Annotated in this window: 15 protein-coding genes and 2 tRNA genes; 8 read left to right on the top strand and 9 right to left on the bottom strand. The window is 66.7% G+C overall.

All coding sequences use genetic code 11. The annotated features are described in order from the left end of the window. Positions 1 to 3 precede the first annotated feature (3 nt). Both mtaB and dapF read right to left on the bottom strand, forming a co-directional pair. Positions 4 to 1275: a tRNA (N(6)-L-threonylcarbamoyladenosine(37)-C(2))-methylthiotransferase MtaB gene (gene mtaB / locus ACFSGJ_RS18805; protein WP_390265461.1), complete on the bottom strand. Its 1272-nt coding sequence runs from the start codon at positions 1273 to 1275 to the stop codon at positions 4 to 6. Then, positions 1272 to 2111, bottom strand: a complete 840-nt coding sequence (gene dapF, locus ACFSGJ_RS18800; protein ID WP_390265459.1) for a diaminopimelate epimerase — start codon at positions 2109 to 2111, stop codon at positions 1272 to 1274. The genes mtaB and dapF overlap by 4 nt, the downstream gene beginning before the upstream one ends. A 106-nt stretch (positions 2112 to 2217) precedes the next feature. Between dapF and ACFSGJ_RS18795 the strand changes: the two genes are divergently transcribed. Continuing rightward, positions 2218 to 2293 (top strand) — tRNA-Lys (locus ACFSGJ_RS18795). 408 nt (positions 2294 to 2701) lie between these two features. On the opposite strand, the gene ACFSGJ_RS18790 is transcribed toward ACFSGJ_RS18795, so the two are convergent. The 4 genes from ACFSGJ_RS18790 to ACFSGJ_RS18775 form a co-directional block, all read right to left on the bottom strand. Further along, positions 2702 to 2777 (bottom strand) — tRNA-Thr (locus tag ACFSGJ_RS18790). 113 nt (positions 2778 to 2890) lie between these two features. Beyond that, the gene (locus tag ACFSGJ_RS18785; RefSeq protein WP_390265457.1) at positions 2891 to 4387 is read right to left on the bottom strand and encodes a heme biosynthesis protein HemY; all 1497 of its coding nucleotides are present in this window, start codon (positions 4385 to 4387) and stop codon (positions 2891 to 2893) included. Positions 4388 to 4397: 10 nt separating this feature from the next. Continuing rightward, entirely contained in the window at positions 4398 to 5744 is a 1347-nt protein-coding gene (locus ACFSGJ_RS18780) for a COG4223 family protein (RefSeq protein WP_390265455.1), read from the bottom strand. Between the two features lie 56 nt (positions 5745 to 5800). Beyond that, the gene (locus tag ACFSGJ_RS18775; RefSeq protein ID WP_390265453.1) at positions 5801 to 6532 is read right to left on the bottom strand and encodes a uroporphyrinogen-III synthase; all 732 of its coding nucleotides are present in this window, start codon (positions 6530 to 6532) and stop codon (positions 5801 to 5803) included. 37 nt (positions 6533 to 6569) lie between these two features. Between ACFSGJ_RS18775 and tsaD the strand changes: the two genes are divergently transcribed. Genes tsaD through ACFSGJ_RS18755 form a run of 4 tightly spaced genes read left to right on the top strand, consistent with a single transcriptional unit; the run spans position 6570 to position 9295 of the window. Further along, positions 6570 to 7655 (top strand): tRNA (adenosine(37)-N6)-threonylcarbamoyltransferase complex transferase subunit TsaD, encoded by a 1086-nt coding sequence (gene tsaD / locus ACFSGJ_RS18770; RefSeq protein WP_390265451.1) that lies wholly within the window; start codon positions 6570 to 6572, stop codon positions 7653 to 7655. Further along, positions 7652 to 8602 (top strand): NAD(P)H-dependent glycerol-3-phosphate dehydrogenase, encoded by a 951-nt coding sequence (locus tag ACFSGJ_RS18765; RefSeq protein ID WP_390265449.1) that lies wholly within the window; start codon positions 7652 to 7654, stop codon positions 8600 to 8602. The genes tsaD and ACFSGJ_RS18765 overlap by 4 nt, the downstream gene beginning before the upstream one ends. A gap of 1 nt (position 8603) precedes the next feature. Then, complete coding sequence (locus ACFSGJ_RS18760; RefSeq protein ID WP_390265447.1) at positions 8604 to 8876, top strand: YciI family protein; 273 nt, start codon at positions 8604 to 8606, stop codon at positions 8874 to 8876. Beyond that, the gene (locus ACFSGJ_RS18755) at positions 8876 to 9295 is read left to right on the top strand and encodes an EVE domain-containing protein (protein WP_390265445.1); all 420 of its coding nucleotides are present in this window, start codon (positions 8876 to 8878) and stop codon (positions 9293 to 9295) included. Before ACFSGJ_RS18760 ends, ACFSGJ_RS18755 begins: the two co-directional genes overlap by 1 nt. A gap of 92 nt (positions 9296 to 9387) precedes the next feature. Here the strand turns inward: ACFSGJ_RS18755 and ahcY are convergent, their stop codons facing one another. Then, a complete protein-coding gene (gene ahcY, locus ACFSGJ_RS18750; protein WP_390265443.1) occupies positions 9388 to 10779 on the bottom strand; it encodes an adenosylhomocysteinase in 1392 nt (463 codons plus the stop codon). Positions 10780 to 10882: 103 nt separating this feature from the next. Between ahcY and ACFSGJ_RS18745 the strand changes: the two genes are divergently transcribed. Further along, on the top strand, positions 10883 to 11842 hold the full coding sequence (locus tag ACFSGJ_RS18745) for a glycosyltransferase family 8 protein (RefSeq protein WP_390265441.1): 960 nt from the start codon (positions 10883 to 10885) through the stop codon (positions 11840 to 11842). Continuing rightward, complete coding sequence (locus ACFSGJ_RS18740) at positions 11839 to 12432, top strand: HD domain-containing protein (RefSeq protein WP_390265439.1); 594 nt, start codon at positions 11839 to 11841, stop codon at positions 12430 to 12432. The genes ACFSGJ_RS18745 and ACFSGJ_RS18740 overlap by 4 nt, the downstream gene beginning before the upstream one ends. Here the strand turns inward: ACFSGJ_RS18740 and ACFSGJ_RS18735 are convergent, their stop codons facing one another. Together ACFSGJ_RS18735 and ACFSGJ_RS18730 are read right to left on the bottom strand one after the other, a co-directional pair. After that, the gene (locus ACFSGJ_RS18735; protein ID WP_390265437.1) at positions 12433 to 12990 is read right to left on the bottom strand and encodes an ActR/PrrA/RegA family redox response regulator transcription factor; all 558 of its coding nucleotides are present in this window, start codon (positions 12988 to 12990) and stop codon (positions 12433 to 12435) included. Between the two features lie 71 nt (positions 12991 to 13061). Continuing rightward, complete coding sequence (locus ACFSGJ_RS18730; protein ID WP_390265435.1) at positions 13062 to 13691, bottom strand: SCO family protein; 630 nt, start codon at positions 13689 to 13691, stop codon at positions 13062 to 13064. Positions 13692 to 13805: 114 nt separating this feature from the next. On the opposite strand from ACFSGJ_RS18730, the gene regB reads away from it, so the two are divergent. Beyond that, the gene (regB, locus tag ACFSGJ_RS18725) at positions 13806 to 15176 is read left to right on the top strand and encodes a sensor histidine kinase RegB (RefSeq protein WP_390265433.1); all 1371 of its coding nucleotides are present in this window, start codon (positions 13806 to 13808) and stop codon (positions 15174 to 15176) included. The last annotated feature ends 89 nt before the right edge of the window (positions 15177 to 15265 follow it).

The following is a 15265-nucleotide window of genomic DNA, read 5'->3' as shown; positions in this document are numbered from 1 at the left end:
GCCTCAGGCCAGCAGTTGATGACCGGCCATGCCGGTGATCCGGGCGCGCACGATCTGGCCCACTGGCTGGTCGCGATCAAAGCTCACCTCCGCGAATTGCGCGGTGCGGCCCATGCGGGGGGCCTCCATCAGAATGTGGTGATCCGCCCCCTGCTGTGCGGCCAGATGGCGCGCGACCTGCACATCCCCCAGGGCGCGCAGCCGCGCTGCACGGTCGCGGATCGCCGGGCCGGGGACGGCAGGCATTCGTGCCGCGGGCGTTCCCTTGCGCGGCGAATAGGGGAACACATGCAGCCAGGTCAGCCCGCATTCCTCGACCAGCCGCAGCGAATTTTCAAACATCGCCTCGGTCTCGGTCGGAAATCCGGCGATGATGTCGGCACCGAAGACCATGTCGGGCCGCAGGCGGCGCGCCTCCTGACAGAACCGGATGGCATCGTCGCGCAGGTGGCGGCGCTTCATCCGCTTGAGGATCATGTCGTCGCCAGCCTGAAGCGAGAGATGCAGATGCGGCATCAGCCGGCTCTCGGTCGCGATCGCCTCCATCAGGGCCGGGTCCACCTCGATCGAGTCGATCGAGGAAATCCGCAGCCGCTCCAGATCGGGCACGAGTTTCAGGATGCGCATCACCAGGTCGCCCAGCTTCGGCGCCATCGGCAGGTCGGCGCCCCAGCTCGTCAGGTCCACCCCGGTCAGGACAACCTCGCGATAGCCCGAGCCGACCAGCCGCTTGATCTGTTCCACCACCACCCCGGCCGGAACCGACCGCGAATTTCCCCGGCCATAGGGAATGATGCAGAAGGTGCAGCGATGGTCGCACCCGTTCTGCACCTGAACATAGGCGCGGGATCGCGTGCCGAACCCGTCGATCAGGTGGCCCGCCGTCTCGCGCACCGACATGATGTCATCCACCTGAACGCGCTCGGTCTCGCCGATGAAATCGGCCGGTCGCGCCATGCGGGACCAGGTATCGGGCTGCATCTTTTCGTGATTGCCGATCACCCGGTCGACCTCGGGCATGGCGGCAAAGGTCTCGGGCTCGGTCTGCGCGGCGCAGCCCGTGACGATCAGTGTCGCATCGGGGTTTTCCCGGCGTAGGCGGCGGATTTCCTGACGCGCCTTGCGCACAGCCTCGGCGGTGACGGCGCAGGTATTGACCACGACCGCGTTGCCCATCCCGGCACCTGCGGCCAGTTCCTTCATCGCCTCGGTCTCATAGGCGTTCAACCGGCAGCCGAGCGTGGCAAAGAGCGGCGGTGCAACAGGCCGGGTCATCCGAGCGTCTCCAGCCAGGCTACGGAAAGCGTGCCGTCAAAGACATGGGCAGTCGGTCCGGTCATCCAGACGCCATCCTCGCGCCAGTCGATCTCCAGCACACCGCCATCCACACGGACGGTCACGCGACGCCCGGTCAGCCCGCGCCGGGCCGCGGCAACCGCCGCCGCGCAGGAACATGAACCCGAGGCAAGGGTGATCCCCGTTCCGCGTTCCCATATGCGCAGCCGGATTTCATCACGCGAAAGCACCTGGACGAATTCCACATTCGTGCGCTGCGGGTAAAGCGGGTGATGTTCGTATTCGGGGCCAAGACGCTCAAGATCGACCGCCTCTGCATCCTCGACGAAGAAGGTGCAATGCGGGTTGCCCATCCCGGTCGCAACAGGGTCACCGGCGATCGGCAGGTGCAGCGTGTCCATCGCTTGCGCCAGCGGAACCTGATCCCAGGCCAGCAGCGGCACGCCCATGTTGACGCGGGTGAGGCCGCCCCCGGCATCCTCGGCGATCAGCACCCCCCGTTCCGTCCGAAGGCGGAGGGCCTGGCTGCCGGTTTCATCCATCAGAAACCGCGCGATGCAGCGTGTGGCGTTGCCGCAGGCGGATGACAGCGAGCCGTCGGCGTTGAAAAAGGTCAGCGCAGCATCGGCATCCGCATCCCGGTCGATCACCGCAAGCTGGTCAAAGCCCACACCGCGGTGACGGTCTCCCAGCGCGCGCGCAAGCGCCGGCGTCACGGCCGGGCCGCCCGCGCGCCGGTCGATCACGACGAAATCATTGCCCAGCCCATGCATTTTCATGAAGGCAAGGCCGGGGGTGCCAAGGTTCCGGTCCATCCGCGCGATATATTCCCACCCGCAATTATTTGCCAGAGCCGAGTCACTTTCTTCCGGTTTTCCTCTTGACCCCGCCCCGCGATCTTTCTAGTTAGCGCCGCAGTGTGGGCCCGTAGCTCAGTTGGTAGAGCAACTGACTTTTAATCAGTGGGTCACAGGTTCGAATCCTGTCGGGCTCACCACTTTTCCGGAACGATGGGGATATCGCGGCGCAGGGGCGCCGGCGCGGATTCGTCTTTCGGCTCGACCGGCGCGTTGCCAGGTCCGATATTTCGCCCTCTGCTTCTCGACGTCAGCCAGTGGCAAAGCGGCACGCCGCAAGGAAACAATCCTGCCGAGGGTCCGGATACGGACAAGCATGGCCATGCAGGAACAGCAAGGAACAGGGCGAGAGCCGGACTGTCCGATCAGCCCGATGCGTGCGGTGGCGCGTCCCCATTGGCTGATGGTATCGCCCGGCTTTATACCATCAATAATACCGGCAGGTGTTGGGACGCACCGGCTCTCGTAGAGTGAGGAACTAACGCTTTACTTTATCTATTCGATAAAGCGGTGCCGGGAGGCTCGTGAAATCGCGTTAAAGGGTGAAATGGTGCCGCAGAAGGGACTCGAACCCCCGACCCACGCATTACGAATGCGTTGCTCTACCATCTGAGCTACTGCGGCAACCGATCTGGCGGCCAAGGCTTTGCCCCTTACCTGTCGAACAGGGTCGGGACGCGGGCACAGGCCGCCCATATGCGGCGCCTCTTAGCACCATCGCCGGCGGGTGTGTAGCCCTAATTTGCGACTTTGCGCTCTTCCGGTCCCGGGGCCTCCTGGGCATCGGGCGCGGTGGAGGGAGGGGCGTCAGGCGGGGCCACGGCTTCCCCCTCGATATCGGCCGCGGGACGTGCGGCGGGCGCGCCCACGATGATCGGCAGCATTTCGGTCTGCGTGGCGCTGGGGCCGGCGCCCTCCGGCGGCTCGGACCAGTTCAGCGTGTCGAAACCGCCGCAATTCTCGCAGATCGGCACCCACTGCGCATAGATGTTGTGGCAACTGTCGCAGGTCCATTGCGGCCCCCTCGGCGCGGTGAGGGCCTTGGTCAGCCAGCCCCGGACGATCGCGTCCTCGGCACCTTCGCCACGCTCGATGGCGGCCATGATGGTCAGCACGCGCGCCGTCGGATGCGTTTCCACCAGCCGCCCGACAGCCCGGCGTGCGGCCGGGAAATCCTCGGCCGCGATGTTGAGCTCGGCAAGCAGCAGGCGGGTTTCCTCATGCTCCGGGCGCAGGGCGGTCAGGGTGGAGAACCGCTTGAGGCGCGCGGCCGGGGTCTCTTCCGGCTCGATCTCGGCGAAGGCCGCTGCCAGATCGGGATGGGGGCGCGCCTCCCATGCCTTGCGCAGGACGCGGGCGGCGTATTTCTTGTTGCCCTCGGCGATGAAGCTGCGGGCCGTCATCGTGGCGGCAGGGATCAGATCGGGGGAAAGCTTGTTGGCCGCAATCGCCGCCTCGCGCGCCTCGATGCTGTTGCCTTCGGCAAAGACCTCCCGCGCCTCTTGCAGGGCAAGGACCGCGTCGCGGCGGCGATAGACGTCCTTGGGCAGTGCACCGGCCTTTGCCTTGGCCCCCAGCGTTTCGCGGGCGCCCTTCCAGTCACCCTGTTCCGCCTGCAGCTTCAGCAGCAGGTCCTGCGTTTCCAGATGCCGGGGCTTGAGCGCAAAGGCCTTGCGGGCCAGTTGCAACGCGGTGGCAGTATCCCCTTGGGCCAGCCGCTGCTTGACGATCCCGCGAATGGCGACAAAGCGCGTCCGGTCGTCCTTGAGCAGGTTCTTGTAGGCCTCTTCGGCCCGGCGGCTGTCGCCGATCATCTCGGCGGCCTGCGCTGTCACAAGCTGCGTCAGCTCCGGCCTGCCCAAATAGCGTTCCGCCCGCTCGGCCTTGCGCAGCGCCGCGCGCCCCTCGCCGCCCGCCAGCGCGATCAGCCCGTCCGACAGGGCCTCAAAACCCTTCCGTTCCCGGCTGCGGTCGAAATAGCGCGACAGCGCCGTTTCATCCCCGTTCAGAAAGCGCAGCGTCGCCACCAGCAGCCCGACCAGGCGGAGCAGCACCCATAGCGCGAGCATCAGCAGCAGAGCGAGGATCACCGCCTGCAACGGGCCGAGCGTGATTTCGGTATTGGCAACGGCGATGCGCAACCCGTCCTGCGTTTCGGTCAGAACCGAGGCGCCATAGCCAAGCCCCGCGACCAGCGCGATGAAGAGCACGATTTTGACCAGAGACCAGAGCATGGCGACGTCCTCAGTTGTCGTTGATCGTGCGGGAAAGGTCGGCAAGGGCGCGCTCGGCGGCCAGCCGCCCCTCGGCCTGCGTCACCCAGCCGGCCATCGCATCGCGTCCGGCCGGTGGCAGGGTCTCGACCTCGGCCAGCGCCGCCGCGAGATCACCCGCGACAAGCGCGGCCTCGGCCCGCGAGAGGATCGCGTCGGGATCGTCGCCTTCCCGCGGGCTGAGGCTGCGCATTGCGACCTGTCCCCGCAGAAATCCCGCGAAACGGTCCAGGGGCGCGTCCCCCGCGGCCTCGGGCAGGGCCGCGGCAAGCGCGCCCCGGGCCGAGGAAACGAAGCTTTCGCGCAGGGCTGCAAGGGTCGGCACACCCTGCGCCGCGCTGGCCGCCAGCGGCTCGGGCAGCGCATCCGCGGGACCGATATCCCGAAGGGCGTCCTCATAGGCGGTGCCGGCATCGAACGCCGCCTGCACCCGCGCAAGGGCGGCGCGCCGCGCCGTCACCTCGGCAAGCCGGGCGGCCTCGGCCGCAGCCGCTTCCGCCTCGGCGCGGGCGGCCTCCTGCGCCTCCAGCGCGCTGTCATCGGTCTGAACTTCGGCGATCAGGGCGCGCAGGGCCGAAAGCTCTGCCTCAACTGCAGACAGATCGGCAGGCGCCGGATCGGGCCGCGTCTCAAGCTCGGACATGCGCTGTTCCAGCGCCGCGAACTGATCGAGCAAGGCCTGCTGCCCGTCCGCCAGCGGCGAAAGATCGACCGTCGCCTCCGGCGGCGCGGCAAGCTGCGCCTCCAAGGCGCCAAGCCGGTCAGCCTGTGCGTTGATCGCCGCAAGGATTGCATCGTCATCCGCACCCTGACCCTGCTGCAACAGGAAAAACGCAGCGGCAAAGCCCGCAGCGGCGCTGATCGCCCCGCCGAGGAGCAGCGGCAGGAACACGCCACCGCGTCGCCGCTCTTCCCGTGCGGGGGCAGGCGCAGGCGTCTCGGGTTTTTCCGGCACGGCTTCGGGTTCGGCGGGTTCCGAGAGATCGGGCGCGGGAATCTCCAGCGCCGGCGTCTCGGGCTCTGGAACCGGTGGGGCGGAAAGATCGGGCGGGGCGTCAGCCCCTGCTGGCATATCGGTGGAAACCGGCTCCGGGGCCGCATCGGGTTCATTCACGGAAGGCCGATCCGCCCGCGCGGTGCCGGCCACCTCCTGATCAGCCACGGCCGGATCGGTCGGCAAAGGTTCCGCGCCGGGCGTTTCCGGGATTTGGGGCGCTTCGGGGACGCTGGGCTCCCGCTCGGGGGTGTCTGCCTGTCCCGGCTCTGCCGCATTGGTCCCTGCCGCGCCGCCGCGCTTGCCCTTGCCGGAGCTTGCCACCCGCTGTCCTCCTGCTCACTTGTCCTGCCCATACTTAGCCCGGCTGGGCGCCCGTCTCAAGGCGCGCCCCCGGCGGAAAGCGCGCTTTGACAGGCCACGCGCATTGCAGCGGCATCTGGCGCCTCGGAAACGATCACCGGCCCGGGCCGCAGGCTGCGCCATTCCGCCGCCGTCGCCGCCGAGATCGCGACCGGCAGCAGCCGCGCCTGCACATCCCCCAGCTGCGCCGCCAGGAGCCCGGCCGAACGCGGCGAGAACAAGGGCACCACGACACGCCCCGGCTCGGCAAGCAGCCTCCGCGCCTCGGGCGTCAGGGGCTGGGCGATCTGGTCATAGACCACCCGTTCCGCCACATTCAGCCCGGCCGCCTGAAGCCTCGCCGCGACATCGCCCCGCGTGTGCGCGCCACGCAGATGCAGGAACGGCCCGTCGCCCGCCTCTTGCAGGATCAGCGCGACCAGGGACCCGGCGTCACCCCCGGCTGACCGCGCTTCATAACCTGCCGCGCGCGCGGCCGCAGCGGTGCGGTCGCCGACACACCAGGCGCGGCGCCCCGCGCCCGCCCCGGCAATCGCATTTTCCGAGGTAAAGATGATATCGGCAATATCCGGGGGCAAAGGCCCTGCCTCGCGCAGTTCCACCCGGATGACAGGCGATATCACGACACGCTCGCATTCGAGACCAGCGGCGAAACGGCGCGACTGGCATTCGGGTCTTGTGAGCAAGAGCGCGGAAGCGGCCATGGACCTGTCGGGATTGTCTGCCACGACCCGCAGTGTTACCTGCATGGCAATCGTATCGCAACCGGCAGCACATCGGGACCGCATGAAAGACAGCCTGACCGTTCTGGGCATTGAAAGCAGCTGTGACGACACGGCGGCTGCGGTCGTGCGCGCCCATGGGGAACGCGGCGCGATCCTGTCCTCGCTCGTCGCGGGGCAGGCCGACCTTCACGCGGCCTTCGGCGGCGTCGTTCCCGAAATCGCGGCGCGCGCCCATGTCGAAAAGATCGACAGCTGCGTCGAGGCGGCACTGGACAAGGCGGGGATGACGCTTGGCGCTATCGACGCGATCGGGGTCACGGCCGGGCCGGGTCTGATCGGCGGGGTCCTTGCGGGCGTGATGTGCGCCCGGGGCATCGCCGCGGCGACCGGGCTTCCGCTGATCGGGGTCAACCATCTGGCGGGCCACGCCCTGACGCCGCGCCTGACCCATGGGCTGGCCTTTCCCTATCTGATGCTGCTTGTGTCCGGTGGCCATTGCCAGTTCCTGATGGTCGAGGCCGCGGACCGCTTTCAACGGCTGGGCGGGACCATCGACGACGCCCCCGGCGAGGCGTTCGACAAGGTGGCCAAGCTGTTGGGCCTTCCGCAACCGGGCGGCCCCGCCGTCGAGGCCGAGGCACGCAGCGGCGATGCCTCCCGCTTCGGCTTTCCGCGCCCGCTGCTGGACCGGCCCGGCTGCGATCTTTCGTTTTCAGGGCTCAAGACTGCGGTGTTGCGGGCGCGCGACGCACTGGTCGAACAGCAGGGCGGGCTGACGCGGCAGGACCGCGCCGACCTTTGCGCCGGGTTCCAGGAGGCCGTGGCGGATGTGCTCGCGCAGAAATCGCGGCGCGCGCTCGACATCTACATGGCGCGGTCCCCCGCCAGCCCCGCCTTTGCGGTCGCAGGGGGAGTCGCCGCCAACCAGACCATCCGGGAACGACTGATCGAGGCAGCCGGTGGCGTCACCTTTGTTGCGCCGCCGCTATCGCTTTGCACCGACAACGCCGCCATGATCGCCTGGGCCGCCGCAGAACGGCTGACGGCGGGCGAGGCCCCCGCCCCCTTTGTCGCGCGCCCCAGATGGCCGCTGGACGAACGGAGCCCGGCGCTTCTTGGCTCGGGGCGCAAGGGGGCCAAGGCATGACCGGGGTCGCGGTGCTGGGGGCGGGCGCGTTCGGAACCGCGCTGGCGGTGGCGCTGTCCGGGCAAGGGCAGGTCACGCTTTGGGCGCGGGATCTGCGCGGGATGCGGGACAGCCGGGAAAACCCCCGTCTGCCCGGCGTTACACTGCCCGAGAACGTGATCCTGACCGACCGCTTGCAGGATATCGGGGCGCCGGTCGTCCTTCTTGCCGTGCCGATGCAGCAACTGTCGGGGTTCCTGCGCGGGGCGGCGCCGCAGCTTGACGGCCGCGCCCTGGTCGCCTGTGCCAAGGGCGTGGATCTGGCCAGTGGGCAAGGTGCATCTGCCCTGATCGAACAAGCCTGCCCCGCAGCGACCGCTGCTATTCTGACTGGCCCAAGTTTTGCAGCCGATATCGCGCGCGGCCTGCCCACGGCGCTGACGCTCGCCTGCGCGGATGGCGCAAGGGGCGAAAGTCTGCAGGAAGACCTCTCCACCCCTGTCCTGCGGCTTTACCGGACCACCGATGTCACCGGCGCCGAACTGGGGGGCGCGCTGAAGAACGTGATCGCCATCGCCGCCGGCATGTCCATCGGCGCGGGCTTTGGCGACAGCGCCCGCGCCGCCCTGATGACGCGCGGCTATGCCGAGATGGTGCGCCTTGCCGTGGCGCTGGGGGCGCGGGCCGAAACGCTTGCCGGACTCGCCGGGCTGGGCGATCTGGTCCTGACCTGCACCTCGGACCTTTCGCGCAATTTCCGCTTTGGGCGCAGCCTGGGGTCCGGGGGCCCGCCCGACGCCACCGCTACGGTCGAAGGCGTCGCCACGGCGCGCGCGGTTTCTGCACTTGCCGCGGCACGTTCTATTGACATGCCGGTCACGGCGATGGTTGCTGCCGTCATCGACCAGCGGCTGACCGTGCCCGATGCGATGGCCGCGCTGCTGTCCCGCCCGCTCAAGGAAGAATGACATGCCGCTCTTTGCCCTGATCTGCACCGACAAACCCGATCATCTGGAAACCCGCCTTGCCACGCGCGAGGCGCATCTCGCCTATATCGAGAAAACGGGCGTCGTCCGGCAGGCCGGACCCTTTCTGGATGCAGAGGGCGCGATGAACGGATCGCTTGTCGTGATCGAGGTGGACGACCTGAGCGCCGCGCAGGACTGGGCGGCGGGCGATCCCTATGCGCTGGCAGGCCTCTTTGCACAGGTGGACATCCGGCCCTGGAAAAAGGTGATCTGATGGCCTTTTGGCTCTTCAAGTCGGAACCCGACGCCTGGAGCTGGGACCAGCAGGTCGCCAGGGGCGCGGCGGGTGAGGAATGGTCGGGCGTGCGCAACTATCAGGCCCGCAACAACATGCGGGCAATGAAGCTGGGCGACCGGGGCTTTTTCTATCATTCGAACATCGGCAAGGAGATCGTGGGAATCGTCGAGGTCTGCGCTGAAAGCGCCCCCGACAGCACAACCGACGATCCGCGCTGGGACTGCGTGCATATCCGCGCCCTGTCGCCGTTGAAACGCCCCGTGACGCTGGAAGACTGCAAGGCGCATGCCGATCTTCAGGACATGGTGCTGGTCAAGACGTCACGCCTGTCGGTGCAGCCAGTGAGCGAGGCGGAATGGCGCATCATCTGCGAGCTGGGCGGCGTCACGCCCTGAACCGGCGGGGCAACCGCGGCGGCCGGGGTGGATCGCCCGCCGCCCATTTCGCAGTTCAAGGCCCGCCCTGCGCGGGCAGGCCCTGCCCGCCGTCAATAGCGGTAATGGTCGGACTTGTACGGCCCCTGGACCGGGACGCCGATGTAGTCGGCCTGATCCGGGCGCAGTTCGGTCAGCTTGACGCCGATCTTGGCCAGATGCAGGCGCGCCACCTTTTCGTCCAGATGCTTGGGCAGGATATAGACGCCCGGCCGATATTCGTCGCCCTTGGTCCAAAGCTCGATCTGCGCCAGAACCTGGTTGGTGAACGATGCCGACATCACGAAACTCGGATGCCCGGTCGCATTGCCGAGGTTCAGAAGCCGCCCCTCGGACAGAAGGATGATCCGCGCGCCCGAGGGCATCTCGATCATGTCCACCTGATCCTTGATGTTCGTCCATTTGTGGTTGCGCAGAGCGGCCACCTGAATTTCATTGTCGAAATGGCCGATATTCCCGACGATGGCCATGTCCTTCATCTCGCGCATATGCTCGATCCGGATCACGTCCTTGTTGCCGGTGGTCGTGATGAAGATGTCGGCGCTGGCCGCCACATCCTCCAGCGTCACGACCTCGTAACCGTCCATCGCCGCCTGGAGCGCGCAGATCGGGTCCACCTCGGTCACCTTGACACGGGCGCCCGCCCCGCGCAGCGAGGCCGCCGAGCCCTTGCCCACGTCGCCATAGCCGCAGACCACCGCGACCTTGCCCGCCATCATCGTGTCGGTCGCACGGCGGATGCCGTCCACCAGCGATTCCTTGCAGCCATATTTGTTGTCGAATTTCGACTTGGTGACGCTGTCGTTCACGTTGATCGCCGGGAAGGGCAGCAACCCCTTCTTGTGCAAGTCGTAAAGCCGGTGCACCCCGGTCGTCGTTTCCTCGGACACACCCCGGATCGCATCGCGCTGCGCGGTGAACCAGCCGGGCGATTCCGCCAGACGCTTGCGGATCTGGGCAAAGAGCGCCTCTTCCTCCTCGGATCCGGGCTTCTCGATCAGCGCGGTTTCCCCTGCCTCGACCCGCGCACCCATCAGGATGTAAAGCGTCGCATCCCCGCCATCGTCGAGGATCATGTTGGCCGTGCCTTCGCCGAACTGGAAGATCCGATCCGTATAGGCCCAGTATTCGGCAAGCGTTTCGCCCTTGATCGCAAAGACCGGCACGCCCGCCTGCGCAATCGCCGCGGCCGCATGGTCCTGCGTCGAAAAGATGTTGCAAGAGGCCCAGCGAACATCGGCGCCAAGTGCGACGAGCGTCTCGATCAGAACGCCGGTCTGGATCGTCATGTGAAGGCTGCCTGCGATCCGAGCGCCACGCAGCGGCTTGTCGGTTCCGAATTCGTCGCGCAGCGCCATGAGGCCCGGCATCTCGGTCTCGGCGATCGTCAGCTCCTTGCGGCCGTAATCCGCCAGCGCGATGTCCCTGATGATGTAGTCGGCCATGTCCGCTCCTTGACCTGCAATCGACGCCGGGTGATAGCATCCCCCTTGCCCAGCGGCAACAAAGGCTGTGACGGCAATCCGCCCGGGGCCCGACGGAGATAGTATGAGAATCCTTTCCGAAACGTTTCCGGCCCGGCACGATCGCGCCGTGATGCTGTGTTGCGACGACCGCTTCTTTCCCTTCGCGCTGTTCGTCGCCCGCCAGATCGCGCTTTTGCCCAAGTCGCAGGGGTTCGACATCTGCATCGTGACGCTCGACGATCTGGAAATGCCCGCCGCCTTTGCCGATCTGGGCATCCGTCTGTGCCGGGTGGATACCGAGGGGATCTTTGCCGAACAGGATATCGCCGGCCGCCGTGGGGAATACTGCTATCTTCGGCTGATCCTTCCGCCGCTGTTTCAGGGCGATTACCGCCGCATCACCTATATGGACTGCGACATGCTTGCCGAGTCGGGTGATTATGCCCGCCTGATGGAGATCGACCTGAAAGGCCATCCGGTCGCCGCGGTTCGCGATCAGAAGCAGTGGCGCAAGCTGAACGGCCTTATGCGCGAATTCCGCGTGATGGGCTGGGCGCCGGCACCTTACTTCAACTCCGGTTTTCTGGTGATCGACACCCAAAGCTATGTCGAGGCGGACGTGCTGCGGCGTTGCGTTGATTTCGGCGCCGAAAACGGTGCGCGCCTTCATGCGCACGACCAGTCCGTCCTGAACTGCGTCCTTTACAAGGACTGGGCCGAACTCAGCCCCGTCTGGAACTGGCAATGGCCCCTGCGTCGGCCCTATCTGGAACAGAGCGTCGGGCCGCATGTTGTCCACTTCATCTCTGACCAGAAGCCATGGAGCGATCGCAAGGGCGCATTGCCGGCGCGATACCACAAGATCTACCGGGACTTCATGGAGGCCTATTTTCCCGAAAGGGCGGGTTTCGACGTTGCCGAACCGCGTTATCTCAGCGATCCGGTCAAGGCGGCACTGCTGCATCTGAAGCACATTGCGACGAACTGGCAGTTGCGCCCCTACCTGAACCGCTTCCCAGACCCTTATCACGTCGTGACATGACCGGGGCTCCGCGTGCCTGGCAAAGGATGCTATCGGGGCGGCGGCTCGATCTGCTCGACCCCACGCCGGTGGATATCGAGATCGAGGACATCGCGCACGGGCTCGCCTTTGTCGCGCGCTGGAACGGGCAGACCCGGGGCGACTGGCCTTATTCCGTAGCCGAACACTCGCTGCTGGTCGAAGAGATCTTTGGGCGTGCCTGGCCCGCCTTGCCGGTCCGGTGGCGGTTGGCGGCGCTGCTGCATGACGCGCCGGAATATGTGATTGGCGACATGATCTCGCCGGTCAAGGCGGCCATAGGGCCCGGCTATGGCGATCTCGATGCGCGGCTGACCGGCGCGATCCATATCCGGTTCGGGCTTCCGGCGCAGTTGCCGGCCGAGATCAAGAAAAGGATCAAGCGCGCCGACCGTCTTTCGGCCTGGCTGGAGGCGGTGCAGCTTGCCGGGTTTTCCGTGGCCGAGGCCAACCGCTTTTTCGGCCGCCCCGACCCCGCGCTGACCGACGGCCTGACCCTGCATCTGCGCCCGCCCGCCGAGGTGCGCGCAGCCTATGTGGCGCGCCACCGGGCCTTGATCGGCGCCTGCTGATCAGCGCGGGCTGCGTTTGGCAAGGATGCGTTGCAAGGTGCGGCGATGCATGCTCAGGCGGCGGGCGGTCTCGCTCACGTTGCGGTCGCACATCTCGTAGACGCGCTGGATATGTTCCCAGCGCACCCGGTCGGCGGACATCGGGTTTTCGGGTGGGGAGGGCAGCGCATCCGCCCCTTTGGACAAGAGCGCGTTCATCACGTCATCCGCGTCGGCGGGCTTCGACAGGTAATCCGTCGCGCCGATCTTGACCGCCGCAACCGCCGTCGCGATCGCACCATAGCCGGTCAGAACGACGATCCGGCTGTCCGGACGCTTTTCCCGCAGCGCCTCGACCACGTCGAGCCCGTTGCCGTCCTCGAGCCGCAGGTCGACCACGGCATAGGCCGGGGGGCGTTCTGCCACCGCCGCCTTGCCAGCCGCGACCGATCCGGCCATTTCCGGCACGAAGCCCCGCTTTTCCATCGCCTTCGCGAGGCGACGCAGAAACGGCTCGTCATCATCGACGAGAAGGAGCGAGCGATCCGCGCCCAGCGCGGCGCCCTGATCATCGGACATCTTCTTCCCCCAAGATCGTTTCGCGAAGTTCTAGGGGCGCACGGCCCCCAGGTCAAATGCGCAAGGCCGCGTCAGCCTGCCGCGCGCAGGAAACAGGCGGTGGTGTCGGCCATTTCCTCGGCACTCGTCTCGCGCCGGAAGAACTCGACAAAGCCGTGTTCGGGCAGGACAAGATAGGTGAAGGTCGAATGATCGACCAGATAGAACCGGTCGCCCGGCTCGGCCTCATGCACGCGGAAATAGGCGCGATAGGCATCGGCCGCGGCCTTGACCTGTTCGCGGCTGCCGCCGAGCGCCCGCATCCGTTCATGGAAGAACCCGGCATATTCGCCCAGAACCTCGGGCGTGTCGCGGTCCGGGTCCACGGTCACGAAAACCGGCTGAACCTCATGGCCCTGATCCTCCAGCAGATCGACCGCCTCGGCGTTGCGCGCGGAATCGAGCGGGCAGACATCCGGGCAGAACGTGTAGCCGAAATAGAGCAGGGTCGGCTCGGTGATCACATCGGCATCGGTGACGGTCTGGCCCTGTTCATCGACCAGTTCGAACGGCCCGCCGATCGCCGCCGTCCCACCGGCCACATTGGTCGCGCGGCATTGGGCAAAGGCCTCTTCCGGGCTGCGCGTCAGAACGGCAAATCCCAGAGCACCGAGTACCGCCGCCACCGCTGCCGCTGCCAGACCTGCATAAAGCCTTGTCATGCGCTTCCCCCGCTCAGGCTTGAAACTGCGTGGCATTGATTCATCATCGCGCAGGCAGGGACAACCCCCTGTCCACCGGCTGCGACACCACGGCACGCAAAGGAAACGCCCCGCATGATCCCGCCCGCCCCCCGCCAGATCCTCGAAAGCCGCGGCCAGCGCGTGCGCCTGCGTACCCTGATCGTGTTGCGCTGGCTTGCGGTCGGCGGGCAGCTTGCGGCGCTGATCGCGGGCATGACGGTCTACGGGCTGGACATCGACATCGGTCTCAGCGTGGTGGCGGTCGCGGCATCGGTCGTCTTCAACCTGATCGCGATGTTCGTCTTTCCGCCGAACAAGCGCCTTTCGGAGAGCGAGGTCGCGCTCACGCTGCTCTTCGATCTCTCGCAGCTTTCCTTCCTGCTCTATCTCACCGGGGGGTTGCACAATCCCTTTGCGCTGCTGATCCTCGCGCCGGTGACGATCTCGGCGACCGCCCTGTCGCTGCGCAGCACGCTGCTGCTCGGCAGCGCCGCGATCGGCTTTGTCACGCTGCTCGGGTTTTTCTATGTCCCGCTTCACCTCGTCACCGGCGAGGTATTGCGCGTCCCCGCGATATTCGAGTTCGGCTCCTGGCTTGCGATCATCATCGGGGTCGTGTTCCTCGGCCTCTATGCCGGCCGCGTCTCGACCGAGATGCAGGCGATGGCCGACGCCCTTCTGGCCACGCAGATGGCGCTGGCGCGGGAACAGAAGCTGACCGATCTCACCGGCGTGGTTGCGGCCGCGGCGCATGAGCTTGGCACCCCGCTCGCCACCATCAAGCTGGTGAGTTCGGAACTGGTGGACGAACTCGACGACCCGGAACATCAGGCGGATGCGCAGCTGATCCGCGAACAGGCCGACCGCTGCCGCGATATCCTGCGCTCGATGGGCCGTGCGGGCAAGGACGACCGGCACATGCATCAGGTCCCCCTCTCGGCGCTGCTGCAAGAGGCCGCGGAACCCCATGCCCAGCGCGGCAAGCAGATCCATTTCGACTTTGCCGGCCTTCTTCATGACGGGCGCGAACCGCTGGTCCTGCGGCGTCCCGAAATGGTCCATGGCCTGCGCAACCTGATCCAGAACGCCGTGGATTTCGCGCGCGGCAACGTTTGGATCGACGCCGAATGCAACGGCCCCATGGTCCTTGTGCGGATCACCGATGACGGCGACGGTTTCCCGCCGCAATTGCTGGGCCGGATCGGCGACCCCTTTGTCCGGCGCCGCGGCAGCGAGCGCGATACCCTGCGCCCCGGGTATGAGGGGATGGGCCTTGGCCTTTTCATCGCCAAGACGCTGCTGGAACGGTCGGGGGCCGAACTTACCTTCGCCAACGGCAGCGATCCGTTTCTGGAAGTGGTCGAGCGACCGGAACGCGGCGGTGCGGTCGTCCATGTCGCCTGGCCGGCGGAGCGGATCGTACTCTCGGACCCCGGCGCGCTGGGCGAGAATGAACGTTTCTGATGTTCTGCCGGCGACCATGGATCGAGTGCAGTTAACGCGACATTAACCTCGACTGCGCCAGTCTCCCCTTACGCATCAGGGGCGAATCG

Origin of the sequence: Halodurantibacterium flavum (assembly GCF_042681825.1) — a bacterium.
GTDB lineage: Bacteria > Pseudomonadota > Alphaproteobacteria > Rhodobacterales > Rhodobacteraceae > Halodurantibacterium > Halodurantibacterium flavum.
Note: the sequence above shows the minus strand (reverse complement) of the source record. Positions and strands in the feature narration are given on the sequence as shown.

Coding starts and splice junctions, on each gene's coding strand:
- mtaB (WP_390265461.1), bottom strand. CDS start 1,275: ATGACCCGGCCTGTTGCACCGCCGCTCTTTGCCACGCTCGGCTGCCGG.
- dapF (WP_390265459.1), bottom strand. CDS start 2,111: ATGGACCGGAACCTTGGCACCCCCGGCCTTGCCTTCATGAAAATGCAT.
- ACFSGJ_RS18785 (WP_390265457.1), bottom strand. CDS start 4,387: ATGCTCTGGTCTCTGGTCAAAATCGTGCTCTTCATCGCGCTGGTCGCG.
- ACFSGJ_RS18775 (WP_390265453.1), bottom strand. CDS start 6,532: ATGCAGGTAACACTGCGGGTCGTGGCAGACAATCCCGACAGGTCCATG.
- tsaD (WP_390265451.1), top strand. CDS start 6,570: ATGAAAGACAGCCTGACCGTTCTGGGCATTGAAAGCAGCTGTGACGAC.
- ACFSGJ_RS18765 (WP_390265449.1), top strand. CDS start 7,652: ATGACCGGGGTCGCGGTGCTGGGGGCGGGCGCGTTCGGAACCGCGCTG.
- ACFSGJ_RS18760 (WP_390265447.1), top strand. CDS start 8,604: ATGCCGCTCTTTGCCCTGATCTGCACCGACAAACCCGATCATCTGGAA.
- ACFSGJ_RS18755 (WP_390265445.1), top strand. CDS start 8,876: ATGGCCTTTTGGCTCTTCAAGTCGGAACCCGACGCCTGGAGCTGGGAC.
- ahcY (WP_390265443.1), bottom strand. CDS start 10,779: ATGGCCGACTACATCATCAGGGACATCGCGCTGGCGGATTACGGCCGC.
- ACFSGJ_RS18745 (WP_390265441.1), top strand. CDS start 10,883: ATGAGAATCCTTTCCGAAACGTTTCCGGCCCGGCACGATCGCGCCGTG.
- ACFSGJ_RS18740 (WP_390265439.1), top strand. CDS start 11,839: ATGACCGGGGCTCCGCGTGCCTGGCAAAGGATGCTATCGGGGCGGCGG.
- ACFSGJ_RS18735 (WP_390265437.1), bottom strand. CDS start 12,990: ATGTCCGATGATCAGGGCGCCGCGCTGGGCGCGGATCGCTCGCTCCTT.
- ACFSGJ_RS18730 (WP_390265435.1), bottom strand. CDS start 13,691: ATGACAAGGCTTTATGCAGGTCTGGCAGCGGCAGCGGTGGCGGCGGTA.
- regB (WP_390265433.1), top strand. CDS start 13,806: ATGATCCCGCCCGCCCCCCGCCAGATCCTCGAAAGCCGCGGCCAGCGC.